17 protein-coding genes and 4 pseudogenes are annotated in these 24,535 nt (G+C 67.8%); 13 read left to right on the plus strand and 8 right to left on the minus strand.

Annotated features, from left to right (window positions below):
- Positions 1–42: 42 nt before the first annotated feature.
- Both DA075_RS29230 and DA075_RS29235 read left to right on the plus strand, forming a co-directional pair.
- Positions 43–354, plus strand: coding sequence for a hypothetical protein (locus DA075_RS29230; RefSeq protein ID WP_099956176.1), 312 nt, complete (start codon positions 43–45; stop codon positions 352–354).
- Between the two features lie 183 nt (positions 355–537).
- Positions 538–1,116: pseudogene (locus DA075_RS29235) on the plus strand (DDE-type integrase/transposase/recombinase); the annotation flags it as partial.
- Here DA075_RS29235 and DA075_RS29240 read toward each other — a convergent pair.
- Both DA075_RS29240 and DA075_RS29245 read right to left on the minus strand, forming a co-directional pair.
- A pseudogene (locus tag DA075_RS29240) lies at positions 1,109–1,718 on the minus strand (IS701 family transposase); the annotation flags it as partial. The pseudogenes DA075_RS29235 and DA075_RS29240 sit on opposite strands and share 8 nt — an antisense overlap.
- Positions 1,719–2,045: 327 nt before the next feature.
- A complete protein-coding gene (locus DA075_RS29245) occupies positions 2,046–2,744 on the minus strand; it encodes an NlpC/P60 family protein (RefSeq protein WP_099956178.1) in 699 nt (232 codons plus the stop codon).
- A gap of 205 nt (positions 2,745–2,949) precedes the next feature.
- Between DA075_RS29245 and DA075_RS29250 the strand changes: the two genes are divergently transcribed.
- Both DA075_RS29250 and DA075_RS37810 read left to right on the plus strand, forming a co-directional pair.
- On the plus strand, positions 2,950–3,765 hold the full coding sequence (locus tag DA075_RS29250; protein WP_123834484.1) for a class I SAM-dependent methyltransferase: 816 nt from the start codon (positions 2,950–2,952) through the stop codon (positions 3,763–3,765).
- Between the two features lie 219 nt (positions 3,766–3,984).
- A pseudogene (locus tag DA075_RS37810) lies at positions 3,985–5,292 on the plus strand (IS701 family transposase).
- 59 nt (positions 5,293–5,351) lie between these two features.
- On the opposite strand, the gene DA075_RS37815 reads toward DA075_RS37810, so the two are convergent.
- The gene (locus tag DA075_RS37815) at positions 5,352–6,530 is read right to left on the minus strand and encodes an IS630 family transposase (RefSeq protein ID WP_244936277.1); all 1,179 of its coding nucleotides are present in this window, start codon (positions 6,528–6,530) and stop codon (positions 5,352–5,354) included.
- A 431-nt stretch (positions 6,531–6,961) separates the two neighbouring features.
- On the opposite strand from DA075_RS37815, the gene DA075_RS29275 reads away from it, so the two are divergent.
- Positions 6,962–7,438 carry an Lrp/AsnC family transcriptional regulator gene (locus tag DA075_RS29275; RefSeq protein WP_099956180.1) on the plus strand — a complete coding sequence of 159 codons (477 nt, stop codon included), beginning with the start codon at positions 6,962–6,964 and terminating at the stop codon, positions 7,436–7,438.
- Between the two features lie 57 nt (positions 7,439–7,495).
- On the opposite strand, the gene DA075_RS29280 is transcribed toward DA075_RS29275, so the two are convergent.
- The 5 genes from DA075_RS29280 to DA075_RS29300 form a co-directional block, all read right to left on the minus strand.
- A complete protein-coding gene (locus DA075_RS29280) occupies positions 7,496–9,154 on the minus strand; it encodes an ABC transporter ATP-binding protein (RefSeq protein ID WP_099956181.1) in 1,659 nt (552 codons plus the stop codon).
- The gene (locus DA075_RS29285) at positions 9,151–10,014 is read right to left on the minus strand and encodes an ABC transporter permease (protein ID WP_099956182.1); all 864 of its coding nucleotides are present in this window, start codon (positions 10,012–10,014) and stop codon (positions 9,151–9,153) included. The genes DA075_RS29280 and DA075_RS29285 overlap by 4 nt, the downstream gene beginning before the upstream one ends.
- Positions 10,011–10,967, minus strand: coding sequence for an ABC transporter permease (locus DA075_RS29290; protein WP_099956183.1), 957 nt, complete (start codon positions 10,965–10,967; stop codon positions 10,011–10,013). Before DA075_RS29290 ends, DA075_RS29285 begins: the two co-directional genes overlap by 4 nt.
- Before the next feature lie 184 nt (positions 10,968–11,151).
- A complete protein-coding gene (locus tag DA075_RS29295; protein WP_099956184.1) occupies positions 11,152–12,762 on the minus strand; it encodes an ABC transporter substrate-binding protein in 1,611 nt (536 codons plus the stop codon).
- 1,092 nt (positions 12,763–13,854) lie between these two features.
- The gene (locus DA075_RS29300; RefSeq protein ID WP_099956185.1) at positions 13,855–14,211 is read right to left on the minus strand and encodes a cupin domain-containing protein; all 357 of its coding nucleotides are present in this window, start codon (positions 14,209–14,211) and stop codon (positions 13,855–13,857) included.
- A 337-nt stretch (positions 14,212–14,548) separates the two neighbouring features.
- Between DA075_RS29300 and DA075_RS29305 the strand changes: the two genes are divergently transcribed.
- From DA075_RS29305 to DA075_RS29340, 8 genes and pseudogenes are all read left to right on the plus strand, one after another.
- Positions 14,549–15,436: a GNAT family N-acetyltransferase gene (locus DA075_RS29305; protein ID WP_338067993.1), complete on the plus strand. Its 888-nt coding sequence runs from the start codon at positions 14,549–14,551 to the stop codon at positions 15,434–15,436.
- Between the two features lie 113 nt (positions 15,437–15,549).
- Positions 15,550–16,419, plus strand: coding sequence for a GNAT family N-acetyltransferase (locus DA075_RS29310; protein WP_099956186.1), 870 nt, complete (start codon positions 15,550–15,552; stop codon positions 16,417–16,419).
- Between the two features lie 58 nt (positions 16,420–16,477).
- Positions 16,478–17,755: an NAD(P)/FAD-dependent oxidoreductase gene (locus DA075_RS29315; RefSeq protein ID WP_099956187.1), complete on the plus strand. Its 1,278-nt coding sequence runs from the start codon at positions 16,478–16,480 to the stop codon at positions 17,753–17,755.
- On the plus strand, positions 17,752–19,209 hold the full coding sequence (locus DA075_RS29320; protein ID WP_099956188.1) for an aldehyde dehydrogenase family protein: 1,458 nt from the start codon (positions 17,752–17,754) through the stop codon (positions 19,207–19,209). The genes DA075_RS29315 and DA075_RS29320 overlap by 4 nt, the downstream gene beginning before the upstream one ends.
- A gap of 144 nt (positions 19,210–19,353) precedes the next feature.
- Positions 19,354–20,768: pseudogene (locus tag DA075_RS29325) on the plus strand (sensor histidine kinase).
- 200 nt (positions 20,769–20,968) lie between these two features.
- Positions 20,969–21,616: an isochorismate family cysteine hydrolase YcaC gene (ycaC, locus tag DA075_RS29330; protein ID WP_099956189.1), complete on the plus strand. Its 648-nt coding sequence runs from the start codon at positions 20,969–20,971 to the stop codon at positions 21,614–21,616.
- A gap of 145 nt (positions 21,617–21,761) precedes the next feature.
- Complete coding sequence (locus DA075_RS29335) at positions 21,762–22,664, plus strand: LysR family transcriptional regulator (protein WP_164712514.1); 903 nt, start codon at positions 21,762–21,764, stop codon at positions 22,662–22,664.
- Between the two features lie 296 nt (positions 22,665–22,960).
- Complete coding sequence (locus DA075_RS29340; RefSeq protein WP_099956191.1) at positions 22,961–24,532, plus strand: ABC transporter substrate-binding protein; 1,572 nt, start codon at positions 22,961–22,963, stop codon at positions 24,530–24,532.
- The last annotated feature ends 3 nt before the right edge of the window (positions 24,533–24,535 follow it).

Here is a 24,535-nt window from a genome sequence, read left to right on the forward strand (position 1 = left end):
TGACCCCGGCACGGTCAGGCATTGCATGTCGGGAATACATCCATGCACGACCTCGTCGCGAGCTTCGTCTCGATGGTGCTGATCCAGCCGCTTGAAGAAGAGATGACGCAGGCGTTGCGCGCGCGACACGCGCCACCGGCCGTTATTGCGGCTGCCACCGCTTGCCTGCGGACTGCGGAGCCGAGGCTCGCTGCGCGAACGCTCACGGAACCATGGTGGACGGTGTCGCACTCGCTGCGGTTCTGGACTGGGTTGAGCCGGCCTGAAGCGATCCTTGTCCAGGTCGCTCCTCGCTGCGGCGAGGCGCTTGAAGGCGCACAGAGATTTCTGGACATGCGGTACGTTCGGTCGTGACCAGTAGGCCGTCGCGTGAGTGACCCGAACCAAGTCAGGTGAACATTGCTCGATCAACTCCGACAAACGGTTGAACGGTCACCGGCGCCCACGGCCGTTCTTGAACTCGTGACCCGCTCCCCTGATTTCCTGCCATCCGTAAGTCGGGTCCATCGAGGTGGAGATGGACCATGCGCAAGAGCCGGTTTCCCGGAACGGCGTGCGTGCGGGCTTCTCGGGGTAGATCGCTCGGCTTTCCAATATGAGCGCAGGCCCGGCACCGACGACGCGCTACGGGCTCGGCTGCGCCACCATGCGGGCGAACGCCGCCGGTTCGGCTCCCGGCGGCTGGCGATGTTGCTCAAGCGGGAGGGGGCGTGCGTGAACCTGAAGAAGGTCTACCGGCTCTATCGGGAGGAGAAGCTCACCGTGCGCCGTCGCGGCGGGCGCAAGCGAGCACTCGGCAACAGGGCACCGATGGCTATCCCACAGGAGGCCAACCAGCGCTGGTCATGGGACTTCGTCGGTGACGCGCTCGCCGACGGGCGGCGCTTCCGCGTCCTGAACGTCGTCGACGACCACACCCGCGAGGCGCTGGCGACAGTGGTGGACACCTCGCTCTCGGGCCTGCGCGTCGTGCGCGAGTTGGACCGGCTCGTCGCTGAGCGCCGTCTGCCTGCGATGGTGGTAAGCGACAACGGCACCGGACTGACCTCGACCGCTGTCCTGCGCTGGGCTCAGGAACGAGGCGTCGAATGGTACCACATCGCGCTGGGTAACCCGCATCGGCCAGCACGCAGCTGAAGCGCACGCCCCCCTCCCGGGCCCGGTCGATCTCCGCGACGGCGATCTCCAGCTTGGTGCGGGCCTCGCGCCGGTCCTCTCAGGGACACCGGCCCTGGTCATCCGGTGCGGGTCGCTCGTCCAGGTCTCGGGCAGGAACAGCGCCAGGCCGACCGCCACCGGCACCTCGCCGCGCGCCAGCGTCAGCGACACCAGCGTCTGACAGTTGGCGGTTTTGCCCAGCGTCGTGGCGTATTGCGGCGCCACCCCGACCGAGCGGTTGCCCTTCTTCGGCAACGCGGTGTCGTCGACGACCAGGATCGCATCCACACCGCCGACAAGGCGATCGGCCTCGCCGAGCAGCGCCCGCTGCAGCGGAGCCTCATCCCAGATCCCGGCCGCGATGAAGTGGTGCAGCCGGTCGTAGGAAACCCCATCGGCCTGGGCCGGCCTTGGCTGGACGCTCTTGCGATCACCCAGGCCGATGAGCCCGGCCACGTAGAGTGGGCACATCGCCCGGAGTGCCGGATGCGACACAGACCAGCCAGGAACGGCTGCAGCCATCGATCCAGATCGTCACGCCATCCGCTCGCATCCGACATCGCGATCACCCACGTCTATCGCCGTGGTATGCGAAGCCGCCATAACCGGATGCGTGCCCTCACCCTGCCAAAGTAGTGATAGAGGTGGCGCGCCGCCGAACTTCGTTATCGAATAACTCATCAGATCACACATGCATTTATGATGCTTCAAGAAGCAAAAGTAGCCTACAATAAACTTCATGATGGTGTGAAATCGCGTGCAATCATTGTCCTGAAGAGCCTATACCACGTATTCGACGCGAAGGAAATCGAGCGCCGGCACAAAGCGCCGAGATCAGAAATAGAAAAGCAGCAGACTGCCCGGGGCAACGCACGTCGCCAAGGTTATCAGGCTTCGCTGACGCCAGACTTGGCGCCGGCGATAGTCGTCGGTAGCTTGGTCGCCACCGGCAGCGGCACGTCGGCCGGCCACCGGAACGAGGTGAATTCCTTGCGGGGAAAGCCGGTAACCGAGACCTGATCCCCCTGGTTCCCGCCGAGCAAGTAGATGGTCGAGGCGTTGGCGCCGACGACAAAGCCCACGTGACCCTGCCACGCGCTACCGGCGCGCTTCTTCGTGGCGATGCAGCCCAGAGCGGGCTCCTTCAGCCCGACGCCCCAGCCCTCATAGGACCGCGTCGCGAGGCTCCCCGAGGGCTTGCGGCCGGCCCGGTCAAGCATGGCGCCGACGAAGCCCGCGCACCACGCGGTGGCGTCGTCCTTGACCCCCGAGAAACCGGCATCGGCAAAGTACTGGACCACGATCGGCTTGTTCGCCTTCCCGACGCCCTCATGGGTGCCGATCTCAGGCGCCGCCAGGGCGAGCCAAGCCGGCTGCTCGGGCTCGGCCCGGCGCTCAGTCAGGTCGGCGGAGCCGAGCCCCTTCTGCGTCAGTGCCCCAGCAATGCCGTCCGGCACCAGGCCGGCGGAGCGCTGGAACGCCGTCACCGAGGCGATGGTGCGGGGCCCGGCATCGCCGTCGGCGCCGGCCGGCCCGAGGTCATACCCGCGCGCGAGGAGCGCCCGCTGGATCTCAGCGACGGTCATCAGGATCTCCGGATTGATGGTGAGAGGGCTCAGATCAAAAGCTCAAAGGTAACGACGGTCTTATCATAGTGTAAATAAATTATACAATTGGTGACTTATTGATACTGTCGTCGGATCAGCTGAATAAGTAATATTATGATCGACTATTACTGATATTTCTAATATTACTTCATTGCTTCCGAGTCGATACCCTGGGGAGGTTCGCTTGCGTTTTGGACAGGATCCGTGCTCTCTGCCAAAGCGAGACTCAGCGGCGCGCGAGCGGCGGCATGGATGGCCGATACCGCAGAACAAGAAGGGAAATCCAATGAGCGAGGGGATGAGCAAATATGTTAATATGCAGAAGAATTGGTACGAAAAGGCCGCATCACTTTCGAAATACGATGTGAATAGAAAAGAAGACAATGTTGTAGGAAGCTATAACGAGCACAATAACTGGCCCGACTATGACAAATATTTACTCGGATTTGTCGATGAAACTTGGAAAGAAAAATTAGCGCTCGATTTTGCCTGTGGTCCCGGTAGAAACATTGTTAAATATAGCCATCTCTTCAAGAGGCTCGATGGCGCCGATATTGCACAAAACAATCTGGACAATGCCAAGTCAAACTTGGAATTTCATAACATCAAAGTTCCAAATTTGTATTTGACGACGGGAAGCAATCTTGGGGATGCGCCAGATAACACCTATGATTTGATATTTTCAACAATTGCTATGCAGCACATCTGCGTACACGAAGTTCGATTTAATATCCTAAGAGATATGCATCGCGCACTGCGAAAGCTTGGACGCATATCTATTCAGATGGGTTTTGGTGTTTCTCCCGGAAAGGCCGGATACTTTGAAAACAACTACGACGCCATATCGACCAATAGCGGCTACGACACGATGGTAGAGGACGTTGATTATCTGCGCAATGACCTCTCGCAGATTGGTTTTGTCAAATTTAGCTATGAAATTCGCCCCACTGGACCGGGCGACTCTCATCCCCACTGGATATTTTTCTCCGCCCACAAATAGTTATCACACATCATCGAGCTTGGCCCTTAAATCTATTGCGCCGATGCCTTCTAAAGGCGCACCATACACTGTGAATTTCTGTATGGTTGCAGGCTATTGGCGAGCAAACACGTAGCTCGTTCCTTGGCGCCAGAGCACTATCACTACTTTGGCAGGGTGAGGGCACGCATCCGGTTATGGCGGCTTCGCATACCACGGCGATAGACGTGGGTGATCGCGATGTCGGATGCGAGCGGATGGCGTGACGATCTGGATCGATGGCTGCAGCCGTTCCTGGCTGGTCTGTGTCGCATCCGGCACTCCGGGCGATGTGCCCACTCTACGTGGCCGGGCTCATCGGCCTGGGTGATCGCAAGAGCGTCCAGCCAAGGCCGGCCCAGGCCGATGGGGTTTCCTACGACCGGCTGCACCACTTCATCGCGGCCGGGATCTGGGATGAGGCTCCGCTGCAGCGGGCGCTGCTCGGCGAGGCCGATCGCCTTGTCGGCGGTGTGGATGCGATCCTGGTCGTCGACGACACCGCGTTGCCGAAGAAGGGCAACCGCTCGGTCGGGGTGGCGCCGCAATACGCCACGACGCTGGGCAAAACCGCCAACTGTCAGACGCTGGTGTCGCTGACGCTGGCGCGCGGCGAGGTGCCGGTGGCGGTCGGCCTGGCGCTGTTCCTGCCCGAGACCTGGACGAGCGACCCGCACCGGATGACCAGGGCCGGTGTCCCTGAGAGGACCGGCGCGAGGCCCGCACCAAGCTGGAGATCGCCGTCGCGGAGATCGACCGGGCCCGGGAGGGGGGGGCGTGCGCTTCAGCTGCGTGCTGGCCGATGCGGGTTACGGGTCCGCCGCGTTCCGGCAGGCCCCGAGCGCGCGTGGCCTGACCTGGGCTGTCGGGATCGCGGGGCGCAGCAAGGTCTATCCGACCGACGTGACGATGATCTTCCCGGTCGCGGGGCGCGGACGACCGCGCAAGCGTCACGTGCCGGATCAGGTCTCGGTCGCAGCCGAAACGATCCTGGCAGACATGACCGGCCGGGTGGTGACCTGGCAGCACGGCACCAAGGGTCGGCTGCGGGGCCACTTTTGCGCGTTGCGCGTCCGGATGGCCGATGGTCCGACCCAGCGGATCGGCACAAAAGGCAACCAGCACCTGCCGGAAGGCGAGGTCTGGCTGGTGCGCGAGGAGCGCGGCTCGGGCGAGCGCAAATACGACCTCACGAACCTCCCCGCCGATGCGACCCTCAAGCAACTGGCCGCAACGATCAAGGCGCGCTGGATCTGCGAGCAGGCGCACCAGCAGATGAAAGAGGAACTCGGCCTCGACCACTTCGAGGGCCGCTCCTGGACCGGGCTGCATCGCCACGCGCTGATGACGATGATGGCCTACGCCTTCCTCCGATCCCGGCGCCTCGCAGCGACGGGACGGAAAAAAAATAATCGCCTGCCCACCGCCCCAGCCCTCGATGCCGGCCATCCGCCAGGCCATCCTGGACCATCTCGGCCAGCCATCGCCGCAGCAATGCCCGCATTGTGATGCCGCCCTCGACCAGCCACCTTAAGGACAACCTGCCAAAGTAGTGCTAGTGCACTGACTCATTCGGATGGTGCAGCGTTGCCGTTGACGGCATTGAGGATGGCGGCGGCCGGCTTGGTCCAGACGAAGGGCTTTGGCCTGTCGTTGTGCTCGGTGATGTAGCGGTTGATCGCAGCCTGAAGGTCGACGATCCCGCTGAAGCTGCCACGTTTCAGCCTGCGCCGGGTCAAGGCCGAGAAGAAGCCCTCGACCGCGTTCATCCACGAGGCCGAGGTCGGAGTGAAGTGGAAGATCCAGCGCGGATGCCGGGCCAGCCAGGCTCGCACTTTCGGGTGCTTGTGGGTGGCGTAGTTGTCCAGGATCACATGGATCAGTTTGCCGGCCGGCACCGCGGCCTCGATAGTGTTGAGGAAGCGCAGGAACTCGTCGTGGCGATGACGCTGCATGCAGCGACCGATCACGGTGCCCTCCAGCACGTCGAGCGCGGCAAACAGCGTCGTGGTACCGTGACGGACGTAGTCGTGGGTCTGGGTTTCGGGACGACCTGGCGTGACGGGACGACCTGGCGTGACGGGACGACCTGGCGTGACGGGACGACCTGGCGTGACGGGACGACCTGGCGTGACGGGACGACCTGGCGTGACGGGACGACCTGGCGTGACGGGTCGGCTCGGACGGGTGCGTTCCAGGGCCTGGATCTGGCTCTTCTCGTCGAGCGAGAGCACGACGGCATGGCGCGGCGGATCCATGGAGAGGCCGACGATGTCCTCGACCTTCTCGGCGAAGGCTGGATCGTTCGAGCGCTTGAAGCTGCGGACCCGATGTGGCTGGAGGCGGTGTGCGTCCCAGATGCGCTGGACCGATCGTAAGGAGATCCCGACGGCCTGCGCCAGGGCGCGGCCGGTCCAGTGGGTGACCTCACCGGGCGGTTCGGAGCAGGTCAGCGCCAGCACCTCGGCGACGGTGTCGGTGGAGTGGGGCGGCTTGCCAGGCGGACGGGTCTTGTCGCGCAGCAGTCCCTCGACGCCTTCTTCGGCGTAGCGCTGTTGCCAGCGCCAGACGGCTGGCCGGCTGACGCCGGCCTGGCGGGCGACGTCGAGGACGGAGAGGCGTTCGGCCGAGAGCAGAACGATGCGGGCGCGCTGGATGTGCTTGAGGGGCTGCGCCCGATCGGCGACGATGGCGGACAGGTGCGCCAGGTCGGCGGCGCTGGGAATCACGCAGACAGTCTGAGCCATGCCTCAGACTCGCATGCCTCACGCCTGACGTGAATCATCTGAATGCGTCAATGCACTAGGATGTCTTGATTCGCCAGAAGCGAAGATTTTCAGCGATCGGGTTGCTCATACCGGTCTGGTTGCAGTGTCGAGTCCGGCAGGCCCCACCATTTCGTCTCGAGCACGCTCTCCGACGGAACGGTCTACGGAGCTGAGCGGTCCGTGACCCGGATGAGCCGGTCGCGACGCCGCCTCGTTCGGGACGCCGCGTCCTGGCCCGATCGCGTTTCGTGCCGTCCAGCCTCGAACGTGAGGCGAATGTGCCGGCCGGGACCGTGATCGGTCGATTGCGGGGCGTCGCAAAAGCGGCAAGAATCCCCAGCAGCAAGAATCTCCCGCGGCAAGACTCCTCCAAGCCCCCTCGCCGCCGCTGACGAACCAGACAGACACCGATGAAGCTCGACAGGATCGACCTGAAAATTCTCTCCGAGTTGCAGAAGAACGGACGCATCACCAATGTCGATCTGGCCGAACGGGTGAACCTCTCGCCGAGCCCCTGCCTGATGCGCGTGAAGAAGCTGCAGAGCGAGGGCTACATCGCGAATTACTCGGCGCAGATCAATCTGTCGAAACTGGGCCAGGCCCTGACCGTCTTCACCGAGGTGACGCTGAAGAACCACCGGCAGGCCGACTTCGCCCGCTTCCTCGCGGCGATCGAGAAGATCGATTCGGTGATGGAGTGCCACCTGATCTCCGGCGGCTACGATTATCTGCTCAAGTTCGTCACCGTCGATGTCATCGAGTATCAGACGACCATGGAGCGATTGCTGGATCTCGAGATCGGCATCGAGCAATATTTCAGCTTCGTTGTGCTGAAGTCGCCGATCGTGCGGTCGTACCTGCCGCTCGATACGATGTTTCGGCTCTAGGCAGGGCCTGCTCCCCGCAAAGACCGCGCCGGGTCAGGTCCCGGCGCAAGCCGGCTGCTATCGCTGCGCGAAGGCCCGGGTGAGTTCGGGATCCTGCGTCAGCCCGTCGAGCCAGCCGGTGCGCAGCTGCGGCACCGAGGAGAACAGGAGCCGCGAATAGGCGTGCGTCGGCTGCCCGCCATTCACGTCGGGGCGGAGCTGCTCGACCTTCTCGCCCTTGTACATCACCACCACCTCGTCGCAGATCGCCCGCACGGTCTCGATGTCGTGGCTGATGAACAGGTAGGACAGCGACAGCTCGCGCTGTAATTCCTTCAGGAGGTCGATGATCGCGGCGGCCACCACGGTGTCGAGTGCCGAGGTGATCTCGTCGCACAGGATCAGCCGGGCCTCCGCCGCCAGGGCGCGGGCGAGGTTGACGCGCTGCTTCTGGCCGCCCGAGAGCTCGCCGGGGCGGCGATGGCGCAAGGGTCGGGGCAGCCGCACCATGTCGAGCAGCTGGTCGATCCGCGCCTCGCGCGCCCGTCCGCCCATGCCGTGGTAGAAGGCGAGCGGCCGGCCCAGGATCTCGCCGACCGACTGGTGGGGATTGAGCGCGGTGTCGGCGGATTGGAAGACGATCTGCAGGTCGCGCAGGTCCTCGCGGCGGCGTTTGCGGAAATCCGGCGCCAGCGACCGGCCGTCGAGACGGATCTCGCCCTTCGCCGCCGGCAGGATGCCGGCGATCACCCGGGCGAGGGTGGACTTGCCGCAGCCCGATTCGCCGACGATGCCGAGATTGCGCCCGCGGGCGAGCGTGAGATCGACGCCCTTGAGGATGCGGAGAGCCGGCAGGCCCTCGGCGTCGGGCCGGCCATAGCCGGCCACAACGTCGCGCACCACGAGGAGGGGTGCCTCGTCCTGGTCGAGAGGGCTCACCCGCGGCGCGGCGCTTGGCCGGAAGGCCGACAGCAGCTCGCGTGTGTAGGGGTGCTGCGGGCGCTCCAGGATGTCGGCCGTGCGCCCCTCCTCGCGGATCTCGCCGTGGCGGAGCACGATGATCCGGTCGGCGATCTGCGCCACAACGGCGAGGTCGTGCGAGACGTAGACGCCCGCGATGCCCCCTTTGCGCATCACCGACTTGAAGGCGCGCAGCACCTCGACCTGGGTGGTGACGTCGAGCGCCGTGGTCGGCTCGTCGAAGATCACCAGCTTGGGGGCGCCGATCAGCGCCATCGCGGCGGAGAGGCGCTGCAGCTGGCCGCCGGAGACCTGGTGGGGATAGCGGTCGCCGATGGTCTCCGGGTTGGGCAAGGCCAGCGCCCGGAAGAGGTCGACCGCCCTGGCGCGGGCTTGCCCGAGCGGCATCGAGCCGTGGATGCGCACCACCTCGACCACCTGGTCCATGATCGTGTGGGCGGGGTTGAAGGCCGCCGCCGCGCTCTGGGGCACGTAGGAGACGAGCGAGCCGCGCAATCCCGCCCGCCGGCTCTCAGGCACGGCGTTCATCTCGACGCCGTCGAGGGTGACGGTGCCGCCGGTGACACGGCAGCCGGGCCGGGTATAGCCCATCAGGTCGAGGGCGATCGTGGTCTTGCCCGAGCCGCTCTCGCCGATCAGGGCGACGATCTCGCCCTCGTCGATGTCGAACGAGACGCCGCGGATGATCTCGACGGTGCGGCCCGCATCGGTGCGCGCCGCGATCCTCAGGTCGCGGACTTCGACGAGGCGGCTCATGCGTCGTCGCTCCGGTCGCGGATCTTCTGGGGCAGGTTGTCGATCAGCAGGTTCACGCTGATCGTCAGGCTGGCGATGGCCAGCAGCGGGAAGATCACCGCCGGGGCGGCGAGCGACAGGCCGCCGATATTCTCCTTCACCAGCGCCCCCCAATCGGCGTTCGGCGGCTGCACGCCTAAGCCCAGGAAGGACAGGCTGGAGAGGAGCAGCACGATGAAGACGAAGCGCAGGCCGAGATCGGCCAGGACCGGGCCGATGATGCCCGGCAGGATCTCGGCGCGGATGAGGTAGCCGAGCCGCTCGCCGCGCACCCGCGCGACAGTGACGTAGTCCATGGCGTTCACGTTGACGGCGAGCGCCCGGGCGAAGCGGTAGCTGCCGGGAATGTAGATGACGGCGAGCGTCAGGATCAGGACCGGGATCGAGGAGCCGACCGCCGCCACCAGCACCAGCGCCAGGATCTTGCTCGGGATCGAGGTCAGCGCGTCGAGGAAGCGGCTGAGCGCACCGTCGAACAGGCCGCCGATCACCGCGGCGGTCATGCCGAGGGTGACGCCGGACAAGCACGCGATCGCGACCGCCGCCAGCGAGACCCCCACCGTGTAGCGGGCCCCGAACAGGATGCGCGAGAGGACGTCGCGGCCGAGATAGTCGGTCCCCATCGGGTAAGAGGCCGAGACCGGCTGGAAGAAGTCGAAATCGACGATCTCGCCGACCGGATGGGGTGCGATCAGCGGCGCGACCGCCGCGACGACGGCCCAGGCCAGGATCACCAGGAAGGCGACCGCGCCGACCGGGCTGATCCGGTAGCCGAGGCGCCAGCGGCGCAGCGGTCGCGCGCCGGACAGGGAAACGCTCATGCGTGGCGCAGCCTCGGGTTGGAGACGATGGTGACGATGTCGGCGATCGTGATCAGCAGGAGGTAGGCGAGACAGAAGATCATCGCGCAGCTCTGGATCAGCGGCAGGTCGCGGGTCGCCACCGCATCGAGCATCAGCTTGGCGAGGCCCGGATAGTTGAAGATCGTCTCGACGATGATGACGCCGCCCAGCAGGTAGGACAGGGAGAGCGCCACCGCGTTGACGATCGGCCCGAGCGCGTTGGGCAGGGCGTGGTGCAGCACCGCGCGGCGGCGCGAAGCCCCCTTCAGCAGCGCCATCTCAATGTAAGGCGTGTTCAGGGTCTCGATCACGGCGGCCCGCGTCATGCGGATCATCTGCGCCGAGACGACGAAGCTCAACGTGAGCACCGGCATCGCGTAGGCCTTGATGAGGCCCCCGATCGTCGTGACGTCGCCGGTCATCGACAGGGCCGGCAGCCAGCCGAGATAGACCGCGAAGACGATGACCGAGAGGGTCGCGACCATGAATTCGGGGACCGAGATCACCGCGATGGTGAAGACCGCGATGATCCGGTCGACCAGCGTCCCGCGCAGGATGGCGGCGGTGACGCCCAAGCTCAGCGCGACCGGCACCGAGATCGCCGCCGTCACGCCCGCGAGCTTCAGCGAGTTCGCCAGGCGGCCGCCGATCAGCTCGGCGACCGGGATGTTGTTGACGTAGGAGACGCCGAGATCGCCCGTCGCGAGGGTCTTCAGCCAGAGGAGGAAGCGCAGGGCGGCCGGCTGGTCGAGATGCATGGCGGTCCGCAGGCCCTTGACCGCCTCCGGCGTCGCCGCCTGGCCGAGCAGGATCTGCACCACATCCCCCGGCAGGAGCGCGGTCGCGAAGAAGAGGACGATCGCGACGATCAGCAGCGTCACCACGGCGACGACCACGCGTCCCGCGACCATGCGGAGGATGAGAGAGTTCATCGGCGATCCCGCGCTGACGGCATGAACAGGGCGGCTCCGGAAGCGGCGGACCGCCCCCGGCACCCGCGGCTCCAAGCATCATTCCGCCGGCCGCGGACGGCCGGGGCCGAAGCGGTCACCGATTCGGCGATAAAAATGATGCAAAAATCAAGGAGCTAAGCAGAGTTGCGCCATGCAGCTCTGCTTAGGCCCCGAACCAGGCGTATTCGGCGAGGCCGTAGGCCATCATGCCACCGAGCGGGTTGGCGACCAGCCCCTTCAGCTTGGGCGACACGCCGTCGAGGTTCGACTGGAAGACCGGGATCACGGTGCCGGCCTCGTTGGCAACCATGGCCTGCATCTCGCCGTAGATCTGCTTGCGCTTGGCCTGGTCGAGGAGGCCGCGGGCCTCGAGCAGCATCGCGTCGAATTTTTCGGATTTGTACCGGCTCTCGTTCCACGGCGCGGTCGACTGGTAGAACAGCGAGAACAGGATGTCCGGGGTCGGGCGGGCGTTGATGTTGCCGAAGCCGATCGGGTCCTTGAGCCAGTGGTTCGACCAGTAGCCGTCCGCGGGGACGCGGTCGATCACGAGGTTCAGGCCGATCTTGCCGCCCGCCTGCTGGAGCACGGCGGCGTAGTCGGCCGAGCTGCTGGCGGCGTCGGACGCCACGATGCGGACCTCCTGCCCGAGGAGGCCGGCCTTCTGGAACAGGGACTTGGCCCGCTCCGGATCGTAGTCGCGCTGCTTGAGCTCGGCGTTGAAATAGGGGCTCCAGGACGGGACCGGCTGGTCGTTGGCGATCTCGGCGAGGCCGCGCAGCACCGACTTCTGGATCACCTGACGGTTGATCAGGGACTTGAAGCCCTCGGCCACCCCGGCCTTGTCGCCCGGCGGGAGGTCGAGCCGCAGGTTGAGGTTGGTGTAGGTGCCGAGCTTGCTGATGAAAGGAGCGATCGCCGGGTTGCCCTCGATGATCCGCAGGGAGCGCGGGTTGAGGTTGGCGCCGACATGGATGTCGCCCGACAGCACCGCGTTCAGGCGCGCCGACTCGTCCGCGATCGCGAAATACTCGAAGCTGTCGACATAGGGACCCGCGGCCTTCCAGTAGTTGGTGTTGCGGGCGACGATCGAGCGGACGCCCGGCTTGAACTCCTTGAGGACGAAGGGCCCCGTGCCGTTGCCTTTGGCGAAATCGGTGGTGCCGTCGGCCACGATCATGAAGTGGTGCAGCGCCAGGATCGTCGGCAGGTCGGCATTGGCCGCCGTGAGGGTGATCGTGGCGGTGAGGTCGTCGGCGGCCGTCACGTCCGCGAACTGCTTGGCGATCGTGGCGACCTTGGAGCCGGTAGCGGGATCGAGGTGGCGCTTCAGCGAGAAGACGACGTCCTTGGCGGTCAGGCTCTTGCCGTCGTGGAAGGTGACGCCCTTGCGCAGCGTGACGGTCCAGGTCTTGGCGTCGGCGCTCTCGATTCTGTCGGCCAGCTCCATCGTGACCTGGCCGGCGCCATCGATATAGGTCAGCCGGTTATAGAGGCTGCAGCAGCGGGTGTAGTCGGTGGCGTTGGAGGCCTTGGCCGGATCGAGCGTATCGGCGGTCGAGGCTGAGAAGCCCGCGACCTTGAGGTGGCCGCCCTTGACCGGCGCGGCGGCGAGCGCCGCGCCGGCGCGGCCGAGGATCGCGGTGCCGGCCGAGAGGGCGACGCCGCCTGCCAGCATCATCCGCAGCAATTCGCGCCGGTCGGCGCCGCGCCGGATGGCGGCCTCGACCATCGCGTCGTCACCGGGAGTCCAGTTCGCACTCGTGTCGCTCATCGCAGGTCTCCTGGTGGGATGGTGATCCGCCGGCGCGGGGTTGTCGGGGACGCTTCAAGCCGACGCGGGCCGCATCCCGCGACGGCGGTCGTCGTGACCAGGGCGCAGGCGGACCGGGCGTGACGAGCCCGGGACACGGGCGACATCCGATCTCGCGGGCCGTGACACTCGGACCCGCCGCTTCGGCCTGCGGCGGGTGGGCCGTCCGACGCCGCCGGCGATCCGGGCGGCGGCGGGTGAAATTCCGCGGATGGCGTCGATCCCGTGCCATCCGATCCCGTCCGCGCCCTCGCGCTCCGCCGCCCTTTCGGAGGATCGGGGCCCGGCCCGGCTCTCGATGACAGCAATGTGGCGGATCGGCCGCGCGATTTGCACCGAAACGACCGAGGGGGACGGCACAAAATTGCGAATATGCGGTCCCGGCAAAATTTGTGCGGTGCCTCCGCGCGCAACGCATCGGCGGCCGCCCCGCATGTCCGGTTCTGTTACGGCTTGACCAGGATAGGGCGCCGCGCAGTCAAGGGCGAGGTCACGCCCGCGTTCCGGCAGAAGAGAGAGGGCGCGCAGCCCCGTATCGACTGGCGCAGGCGCCGATCAGGGGCGGATCGCCCGAGGCCTGCCGCCTCCTTCTGGGGATCCGGGTCGGTGAGAGTTGCGGAATGCGGCGAGCGGGGGCTGCCCGGCTTCGTCACGCCAGCGTGCCGCGCGGATCGCCGGCGCCGAGGGCGGGCCGGCGATGCCGCCGGCCGGGTCGCGATGCGCAACAATCTGCTGTGGCCAAGGCCATGGCCTTGCTTCGGTCCGTCCCCGCCGGTGCATGGGGTCAGGAGAAGAAAGGGCGCGGGGTCCCCGTCTCCCCGCCAGTGGCGGGGCTGTCCTGGAGACGAAGTCGCGGCCCTCCACGCTTCCGTATGGGAGAGGGGATCCCGCGTTTGATTGTGGAAGGGATTTTACTCGAACGACGCTGCCTTTGCGGAGGGAAGGCCAATCCCGTGGCTTGGCGAGCGGACGCAACGTGCCGGGCGGACGCAAAAAGGCGGCCTCCCGGCCGCCTTCCTTATTCCCAGGGACGTTGTCAGCCTCGATTCACGCTCACTCGTAGACGCAGACATAGATCTTGCGCACCGTCTCGATCGTGCGCCAGATGCCGACGAAGCCGGGCTTCATCACGAAGCTGTCGCCGGCCCTATAGGTCCTGGTCTCGCCGCCCGCCTCCTCGATCTCGATCAGGCCGGAGAGGATGTGGCAGAATTCGAAGGTGGTGCCCTTGATCGAGTGGGTCTCGCCCGGGGTCGCCTCCCAGATCCCGGTCTTGATCATGCCGTCGCGGGTGTCGTCCTGCGCCCAGGTCTTGAACGCGGGCGAGCCCGAGATCAGGCGCTCGGGCAGCGGCAGGGCTTCCTTGGGAGCGAAGCGCGGATCGGTATCGATGGTGACGAGAAGGCTCATGCCGGTCTCCTGGGCAAAGGGGTCGGATAGGCGAGTGGATGGGGACCCGCGACCGCGGGCGGACCGGCGCGGCGGATTGAACGGAATGGCGGTGGGAACGGCCGGCGAGGAGCGGCGCAGTCCCCCTGAACCGGCTCGACCTTAACGGTGAGAATCCGGGGCTCCTGCCGTAAACCGGGAGGCTTCGGGCGAAAATTCCGAAAACCGCCCGATCTCCAGCGGAAATGTCGGCGCGGTCCGGGCCATCTTACGGCGAGCGGTGGCGCCGTGGCGATGCGATGCGGGCCTTGAACCCGGGTCGTCCTCCAGGGCGCCGGCCGACGAAGGAGAGGATGCGGTGACGACGCCCCCCAACACGATGCGGCTGAAATCCTTCGAGCTCGCCACGCAGGACATCGCCTCCGTCGACGTGGAAGCGCTCCACGGCCTGTCCCTCGGGGTCGAGTGGCCGCACCGCCCGGGCGACTGGGAGGCGTTGCGCGCCCTCGGTCACGGCTTCGCCGCCCTCGACGAGATCGGCCGCGTCTTCGGCTCGGCGATGTGGTTTCCCCACGGCGACGAGTGCGCGACGATCGGCATGGTCATCACCTCGCCGCGCCTCCAGGCCCAAGGCGGCGGGCGCTGGATGATGGAACGCATCCTCCAGCAATGCGGCGAGCGCCGGCTGATCCTGAACTCGACCCGGGCCGCCTACCGCCTCTACGTCTCGCTCGGCTTCGCGCCGCAGGCGACCGTCTCTCAATGCCAGGGCTACGCGACGCCGGAGGCCGCCGCCATGCCCGGCCTCGCGGACGCAGTCGAGACGATCGCGCCGACCGATCTCGGCGAGGTCGCGGCCCTGGACGAGGCCGGGTTCGGGGCCGGGCGCCCCCTGCTGATGGTGCAGCTCGCCCGGACGGCCGAGATCCGCGGCCTTCGGCGCGGCGGGCGCCTGGTGGGCTACGGCGCGCGCCGGACGTTCGGGCGCGGAACGGTCATCGGCCCGGTCGTGGCGGAGAGCGAGGAGGAGGCCGTGGCACTCGCCGCCGCCCTGCTCGCCGGTCTCGACGGCCATTTCGTCCGCCTCGACACCCGGCAGGAGATGGGGCCCCTGCGCACCTACCTGGAAGCGGCGGGCCTGCGCCTGTTCGACACGGTGAGGACGCTGACCCGCGGTGCAGCCCTGCCCACGGTCGAGCCCGGACGCCCGGGCGTCTACGGGCTGGCGGCGCACGCCCTGAGCTAGCGTCCGACCGATCACACCCTTCGCATGCCGGCGAACGGCACGGACCGCCCTCCCCGACCGAGGGGCGGATGCCGCGTCGCGCCTCCTGCCATCGACGCGAGAAGCCCCCCATCATGGACACCGCAACCCTCCCGGACCACCGGACAGCGGCCGATCCCGTCGCCCTGGTGCCCTTCGCGGCGGCGCATCTGCCCGGCGCCCTGGCGCTCTCGCAGGAGATGGCCTGGCCCTACCGGCGCGAGGACTGGGAGTTCGCCCTGCGGGTCGGCCGGGGCTTCGCCCTGGAGCGCGACGGCGCGGTGATCGGCACGGCGGCCTGGTTCCCGGACGACGCGGACCACGCCAGCATCGGCATGATCATCGTCGCGGGTGCGGCGCAGGGGCGGGGCTACGGGACGCGGCTGGTGGAGGCGCTGCTCGGCGCGGCCGGGCCGCGGACCCTCCTGCTCAATTCGACGACCGAGGGACGCGCGCTCTACGCGCGGTACGGCTTCACGCCGGTCGGCACCGTCCGGCAGCACCAGGGCCCGTACCGGCGCCGCCCCGCGGAGACGCCGGATCCGGGCGTGCGGGCGATGGCGCCTGAGGACATCGAGGCGACCGCGCGGCTCGACCGGGAGGCGACCGGCTTCGCGCGGCGCCCGCTGCTGGAACGCCTGATCGCGGCCGGCGAGGGCTTCGTTCTCCTGCGCGACGGCGCCCCCGCTGCTTACGCGATCGCCCGGCCCTTCGGCCGCGGCCACGTCATCGGGCCGGTCGTCGCCGGGAGCCCGGACGAGGCGCGCCGCCTGATCGCCGCGGCGCTCACCCGCCTCGACGGCCGATTCGTGCGGATCGACGTGCCGGATTCCACGCATCTCTCGTCCTGGCTGACCGGGACCGGCCTGGAGCAGGTCGGCGACGCCCTCACCATGGTGCGCGGTGTCCTGGCGCCGACCGGGCCGGCGCGCCTCTTCGCCCTCGCCAGCCAGTCGTTCCATTAGGCCCGCCGCGATGCCTCTCGCCGCCGCCTCTCAAGGACTCGAACCTCCGGGTGCCGCTATGAAGCTCACATCCTATTGGCTGGACACGTCGAACCCGTTCGCGGGCGGCGCCGAGGGGCCGGTCGAGGGCACCTGCGACGTCGCGGTGATCGGCGGCGGCCTGACCGGCTCCTCCGCCGCCCTGGCGCTGGCGAAGAAGGGCGCCCGCGTCGTCCTCCTGGAGGCCGGCACGATCGGCAACGCCGCCTCGGGGCGCAACGGCGGCATGTGCAACAACGGCTTCGCGCAGGATTACGGCACGCTCTCGGGTAAGCTCGGCCGGGAGGTCGCCGACCGGCTCTACCGGGCCTTCGATGCCGGCGTCGACACGGTCGAGCGGCTGGTCCGGGAAGAGGGGATCGATTGCAGCTTCGCCCGCGTCGGCAAGATCAAGCTCGCGGCCAAGCCCGAGCATGTCGACAAGCTGGCGCGCAGCCAGGCGCTGCTCGCCGCCACGGTCGACCCCGAGACCGAGATGGTCAGCCGCGCCGACCTCCCCGCCGAGATCGGATCCGGGCGCTATTACGGCGGCCTGATCTACCGCAAGAGCGCCGCCCTGCATGTCGGGCGCTTCGTCCGCGGCCTCGCCGAGGCCGCCGCCCGGCGCGGAGTCGCGGTCCACGAGCACACCCCGATGACGACACTGAAGGCTGTTCCGGGTGGCGGCCATCTCGTCGGCACGCCGCGCGGAACCGTCCGGGCTCGCCAGGTGCTTTTGGCCAGCGGCACCTCCCAGGCCGGCCCGCTCGGCTGGGTGCGCCGGCGCATCGTGCCGGTCGGCGCCTTCCTGATCGCCACCGAGCCCCTGCCCGTCGAGATGCTGGACCGGCTCACCCCGCGCCGCCGCAATGCGGTCGATACCAAGAACCTCGTCAACTACTTCCGCACCACGCCCGACAACCGGCTGCTCTTCGGGGGACGTGCCCGCTTCGCGGTTTCCAACCCGGCCTCGGACGAGAAGAGCGGCGCGATCCTGCGCGCCGCCCTGCACGACGTCTTCCCCGAACTGCGCGACGTCCGCATCGACTATTGCTGGGGCGGCATGGTCGACATGACCCGCGACCGCCTCCCCCGCGCCGGCGAGCGCGACGGCCTCTACTACGCGATGGGCTACAGCGGCCACGGCACCCAGATGGCGACCCTGATGGGCACCCTCATGGCCGAGGTGATGGACGGGCGCACCGAGCTGAACCCCTGGGGCGCGTTCGCCTGGCCGGCGATTCCCGGCCATTTCGGCCCGCCCTGGTTCCTGCCCCTCGTCGGCGCCTATTACCGCCTCAAGGACCGCTTCCAATGACCGATCCGCTTCGGCACCTGGCGGAGGCCGGCCGCCTGACCCGCTTCTATGGCGACGGGGCGTGGCGCGATCCGGCCGGCCGCGAGCGCGCCGGCGTCGTCAACCCGGCGAGCGAGGCGGTGATCGCCGAGATCGCGCTCGGCGGAGCGGACGACGTCGAGCTCGCGGTCGCCGCCGCGCGGCGCGCGTTCCCGGCCTGGTCGCGCACGACGCCGGCTGAGCGCGCCGCGCTCCTCGACCGCGTCCATCGGCTCGTGCTGGACCGGCTGGAGCTGTTCGCGCAGGCCCTGACCGCCGAGATGGGCGCCGCCATCACCTATGCCCGCCGCGCCCAGGTGCCGCTCGCCGCCGAGCACCTCCGGGTCGCACGCGACCTGCTCGCGACGTATCCCTTCCTGTCGCAGCGCGGCACCACCGCCATCGCCCGCGAGGCGATCGGCGTCTGCGGGCTCATCACGCCGTGGAACTGGCCGCTCTACCAGATCACCGCCAAGGTCGGCCCGGCACTGGCGGCGGGCTGCACATTGGTGCTGAAGCCGAGCGAGCTGTCGCCCCTGAGCGCGCTCCTCTTCGCCGAGGTGATGGACGAGGCGGGCTGCCCGGCCGGCGTGTTCAACCTCGTCAACGGCACCGGGCCGGTGGTCGGCGAGGCGCTGGCCGCGCATCCGGAGGTCGACATGATCTCGATCACCGGATCGACCCGGGCCGGGGTGCTCGTGGCGCAGGCCGCGGCGCCCACGGTCAAGCGCGTGGCGCAGGAGCTCGGCGGCAAGTCGCCGAACGTCGTGCTGCCGGATGCCGACCTGAAACGCTGCATTCCCCTCGGCGTCGCTGCGGCGATGCGCAATCTCGGCCAGTCCTGCAGCGCGCCGACCCGGATGCTGGTGCCGCGTGCGCACCTTGCCGAGGTCGAGGCGCTGGCGGAGAAGACCGTCGCCGGGTTCGCGGTCGGCGATCCGCTCCGCGAGGAGACGACCCACGGCGCCATCGCCAACCGGGCCCAGTTCGACCGCATCGAGCGGATGATCCGGATCGGCCTCGACGAGGGCGCGCGACTCGTCACCGGCGGCCCCGGCCGGCCCGGGGGCCTGACGACCGGCCTCTTTGCCCGCCCGACTGTCTTCTCCGCGGTGCGCCGCGACATGACGATCGCTCGAGAAGAGATTTTCGGGCCGGTCCTGGCGATCCTTCCCTATGACAGCGTGGAAGAGGCGGTCGAGATCGCCAACGACACGATCTATGGCCTGGGCGCCCACGTGCAGGGCACCGATCTCGAGCAGGTGCGGGCGGTGGCCGGGCGGATCCGGGCCGGCCAGGTCCACCTCAACGGGCCGGACTGGGACCCGGCGGCACCGTTCGGCGGCTACAAGCGCTCGGGCAACGGCCGGGAATACGGCCGCGAAGGCCTGGAGGAGTATCTGGAGACCAAATCCATCCTCGGCTTCTACCGGTGAAGTGCCGGCCTCCCCCGCGCGTAGCGAAGAGGCGAACCGGCACTTGGTGGTCAACGGGTTTACCCCGATTAGCCCCCTGCCCCCCCGGGAGGGAGGCCGCCGCGCCATGGGCGCGGCGAGCCCGCGCGTGTATGGGGTGGCTTCATGCACAGGCTCCTGCTCAAGCTCGGTCTCCGGTTCGACGATCCGCATGACGAGAAGCGGTTCGTCCGGCAATTCACCCTCGACGATCTCGGCCGCACGCAGGCCGCGATGGTGCTCGGCGCCATCGTCTACTGCTCCTTCTCGGCCATGGACTGGATCCTCAGCCCGGAGGCCTGGGCGGTCGCCACCGCGATCCGGCTCGCCGTCGCCCTCCTGGTCCTGCTGCCGGCGACGCTGCTGCTCGGCTGGCCGGGCGCCCGTCCGTGGGCGGAGCGGATCTATCTCGTCTACTGCGTCGTGCCGGGCTGCATGCTCAGCGTGATCTATGTCTTCCTGCGCCCGAGCTTCGACCACGGCGCCGCCGGCATGATCGTGGTGATCCTGTTCGTGTCGACGCTGCTGCCCCTGCGGGTGCCGGCCTTCGCGATCTTCGCCGCCCTGACCTGGACCTGCTTCGCCCTGTTCGAGACGATCGCCACGCACGACAATCCAGGCCTGACCCTCGTGAACAATGCCGAGATCGGCGCCGCCTACGCGCTCTCGCTCTACGGCGTCGGCGCCCGGGAATTCCGTGCGCGGCGCCAGTTCCGCACCACGCAGGAGCTTCAGGTCGAGACGATTCGCTCGGAGGCCGCCCTGGCCGAGCTGCGCGCGACGCAGGCGCAGCTGGTCCAGGCCGAGAAGCTGGCGGCCCTGGGCCAGCTCGTGGCGGGCGTCGCCCACGAGATCAACACCCCATCGGCCTCGCGCTGACCACTTCGACGGCCTTCGACCACCATCTCGGGGAGCTGCGCCGCAGCGTCGCCGCGGGTCAGATCAGCCGCTCGCAGCTGACGCAGACCGTCGAGCACCTGAACGAGGGAACGCGGCTGATCTTCTCGAACCTGACCCGGGCCGCCGACCTCGTGCACAACTTCAAGCAGGTCGCGGTCGATCAGGCGATCGAGGACCGGCGCCGCTTCGACCTGCGCGACTGGCTCGTCGAGCTGATGAGCACCCTTGGGCCCCTCCTGCGGCGCAAGGGCCACGAGGTCCGGCTCGCCTGCGCCGAGGGGATCGTGCTCGATTCCTACCCGGGCGCCCTCGCGCAGGTGATCAGCAACCTGGCGCTGAACGCCGTCCTCCACGCCTTTCCCGACGGCCGGACGGGCACGCTCGCGGTCGACGTGGCCCGGCTCGACGAGGCGCGGATCAGGATCGTGTTCCGCGACGACGGCCGCGGCATCCCGGAGGAGAACCGCCTGCGGATCTTCGATCCGTTCTTCACCACGCGGCGGGACAAGGGCAGCACGGGATTGGGGCTGCACATCGTCTACAACCTCGTGACCTCGACCCTCCAGGGCCGGATCGCGCTGGAAAGCGGCGAGGATCGCGGGACGGCGTTCACGATCGAGCTGCCCGCGACGCTGGCGTAGTGCCCGGGCTGGCGTAGTGCCCGGCCTCCAGGGGCGGGATCCGGTGCCCGGCGACGCGGGAGCGGCAGCCTTCATCCTCGACCATCTGGTAATTTTTAAAAACGATCAGTTTCCATCGTTTCTGTTTTCAATCAGAAACACCCCAGACATACTCCCTCCATCGACACGCCGCCGCACCGGCCGCCACGATGGAGACGACCATGACCAAGCCCTACAATCGCCTCGACCTCGATCAGGCCGTCGTCCTGCTGGTCGATCATCAGGCCGGCCTGATGTCGCTGGTGCGCGACTTCGATCCCGACCGCTTCAAGAACAACGTGCTGGCCGTCGCCGACCTCGCCGCTTACTTCAAGCTGCCGACCATCCTGACCACCAGCTTCGAGGACGGACCGAACGGCCCGATCATGCCCGAGCTGAAGGCCAAGTTCCCGGATGCGCCCTTCATCGCCCGGCCTGGCCAGATCAACGCCTGGGACAACCCCGATTTCGTCGCCGCCGTGAAGGCCACGGGCCGCAAGCAGCTGATCATCGCGGGTGTCGTCACCGAGGTCTGCGTCGCCTTCGTGGCCCTGTCGGCCATCGCTGAGGGCTACGAGGTGTTCGCCGTCACCGACGCCTCCGGCACCTTCAATCCGGTGGTGCGCGACGGGGCCTGGAACCGGATGTCGGCAGCCGGCGTGCAGCTCGTGAACTGGTTCGCGGTCGCCTGCGAGCTGCACCGCGACTGGCGCCGGGACGTCGAGGGGCTGGCGACGCTGCTCGGCGACCATATCCCGGACTACCGCAACCTGATGACGAGCTACGCCGCGCTCCGGGGCGCGATCCCGCAGGCCACCCCCGGCGCCTGAGCCCATCGCGATGCGCCGTGACGATGCGCCGTGACGATGCGCCATGACGATGCGGGAGTTTCGTGAGAGAGAACGGCCCTGCGCGCCGGCCGGCCTTGCCCGCAAGAGGGCAGGGCCGGCCGGTCTCGGCCACGGGCATTTCGGCATGGCGAAGATCGTCGCTCTCCACTACTTCGCGGTCGTCACCCGCTGCACGTCGCTGCGCGACGCCGCGACCCAGCTCGACATCCATCCCAACGTGCTGGCGCGGCACATCTCGCAGCTCGAATACTACATGGACGCGCCGCTGCTCGAACGCGGGCCGCTCGGCATCCGGCTGACCGCGGCGGGCGAATTGCTCGCCGCCAAGCTCGACCGGACCATCAACGAGCTCGACCACGTCGTCCGCCTGATCGATGACCTGAAGGGTCTGCGCGGCGGCCTCGTCGGCGTCCATGCTGCCGAGGGCGTCGCCTCGGCGATCCTGGTGCCGGTCCTCGCCGCCTTCGCGGCCCGCCACCCGCATGTCCGCGCCCGGCTGCGCACCGGCACCGCGAAGGACGGCGTGCGGGCGATCGAGGACGCCTCCTGCGACCTCGCCCTCACCTTCTTCGCCCCGGCCTCCGCCGCGATCGCGGTGGTCAGACGGGTGCGGCTGCCGCAATTCATCATCGCGCCGCCCGGCCATCCGGTGACGCGGGACGGCGGCGCGGCTTGCAGGGCCCTCGAGCGCTATCGCTGGGTGCTGCCGGGCCCGGAATTCGGCGTGCGCACCTATCTCGACCGGGCGGCGGCGGAGGCGGGGTGCCGGATCGTGCCGACCTTCGAGGCCGCCTCCCTGGACCTGCAACGCGCGCTGATCGTTCAGGCCGGCGCCCTCGGGGTGCTGCCGCGGGCGGCCGTCGCCGACGAGATCGACGCCGGCACGATGGCGGCCGTGCCCTTCCCCGACACGATGCCGGTCGAGACCTCCCTCGACCTCTGCGTCCCGGCCGACCGCCAGCCGAGCTACGCCGCCGAGCGCCTGCGCCGCGAGCTGGAAGCCGCGCTGCTCCAAGTGCGAGCTTGAACGACGGGGAGTGCCACGAAAAGCGGTGCACGCCTCGCACGATTTCGTCGTAGTCAGCCCGCCCGCCCTCCCGCATCCTGCGACGGTCTGTACGGCCTGGGTCACCGGAAGACCTGCGCCACGCCGTCTCTGCTGTCCCAACACTTGCGTTGAGCCGAAACCTTCGGCGCAACCGATCAGTTCCGGCCGCCGCCGGAGATCTGGTCTGTCGATTGCATACCCGGCGCCATGGGCATGTTGCCCAGCACCCTGATGGCATCGCCGCACCCGCGGCGAGACTGCGAGGAGACAACGTGATGGCGTTTCGTCGGTCCGTCCTCGGCCTCATCGCCGCAACCGCGGCCCTGCTCGCGCCCGACGTCGCGCCGGCCCAGACGCTCAAGGCGGTGATGCATTCGGACGTCAAGATCGTCGATCCGATCTGGACCACCGCCTACATCGTCCGCAACCACGGCTACATGATCTACGACACGCTGTTCGCGCTCGACGGACAGGGCGAGATCAAGCCGCAGATGGTCGACACCTATACCGTGTCGCCCGACAACCTGACCTACACGTTCACCCTGCGCGATGGCCTCGCCTGGCACGACGGCAAGCCGGTGACGGCGGAGGATTGCGTCGCCTCGATCAAGCGGTGGAGCGCCCGGGATTCGCTCGGCCAGAAGCTGATGACCTTCGTCGAGGGCATGAGCGCCAACGACGCGAAAAGCTTCACCGTGAAGCTCAAATCGCCGACCGGGCTCCTGCTGTTCGGCCTCGCCAAGCCGTCCTCGAACGTGCCGTTCATGATGCCGAAGCGGGTCGCCGAGACCGACCCGAACCAGCAGATCTCGGACTTCACCGGCTCCGGCCCCTTCGTGATGAAGACCGACGAGTGGAAGCCCGGCGACAGGATCGTCTACACCAAGTTCAAGGACTACAAGCCACGGCCCGAGCCGGCCTCGGGGCTCGCCGGCGGCAAGGTGGTCAAGGTCGACCGGGTCGAATGGCTGGCGATCTCGGACCAGCAGCAGGCGGTGAACGCGCTGCTCGCCGGCGAGATCGACCTGATCGAGCAGCCGGCCTACGACCTGATCCCGCTGCTCAAGGGCGATGCGAGCGTCCAGCTCGTCGACTACAATCCGCTCGGCCTGCAATACGCGATGCGGCCGAACCACCTGATCAAGCCCTTCGACAACCCGAAGGTACGCCAGGCCCTGACCTACGCCCTCAACCAGACCGACTTCCTCCAGGCGGTGGTGGGCGACCCCGATTATTACAAGACCTGCAAGGCCCTGTTCGTCTGCGGGTCGCCGCTCGCCACCGAGAAGGGGATGGACGGGCTGCTCGACTCGAACTTCGCCAAGTCAAAGCAGCTCCTGAAGGAGGCAGGATACGACGGCACGCCGATCGTGCTCCTGCACTCGACCGACCTCCAGACCCTGACCAATCTCGGCCCGGTCGCCAAGCAGCTCCTCGAGAAGGGCGGCTTCAAGGTCGATATGCAATCCTCCGACTGGCAGACCGTGGTGTCGCGCCGGGTGCGCAAGGATCCCGCCGACAAGGGCGGCTGGAACCTGATGAACACCTCCTGGGTCTCGGCCGACATCCTGAACCCGGTGATGTCGAGCTTCATCAACATGAGCTGCGACAAGGCCCCGTTCGGCTGGCCCTGCGATGCCGAGATGGAGCGCTTGCGCGACGACTTCGCCCGCGAGGTCGACCCGGTGAAGCAGAAGGCGATCGCCGAGGCTGTGCAGACGCGCTGGCGCGAGGTCGTGCCTTACGTCCATCTCGGCCAGTTCTACATCCCGATCGCCGCGCGCAAAAACATCTCCGGCATCCTGACCGCCGCGGCGCCGGTGTTCTGGAACGTCGTGAAGAAGTAACGG

This window comes from Methylobacterium currus (assembly GCF_003058325.1).
Taxonomy (GTDB): Bacteria; Pseudomonadota; Alphaproteobacteria; order Rhizobiales; family Beijerinckiaceae; genus Methylobacterium; species Methylobacterium currus.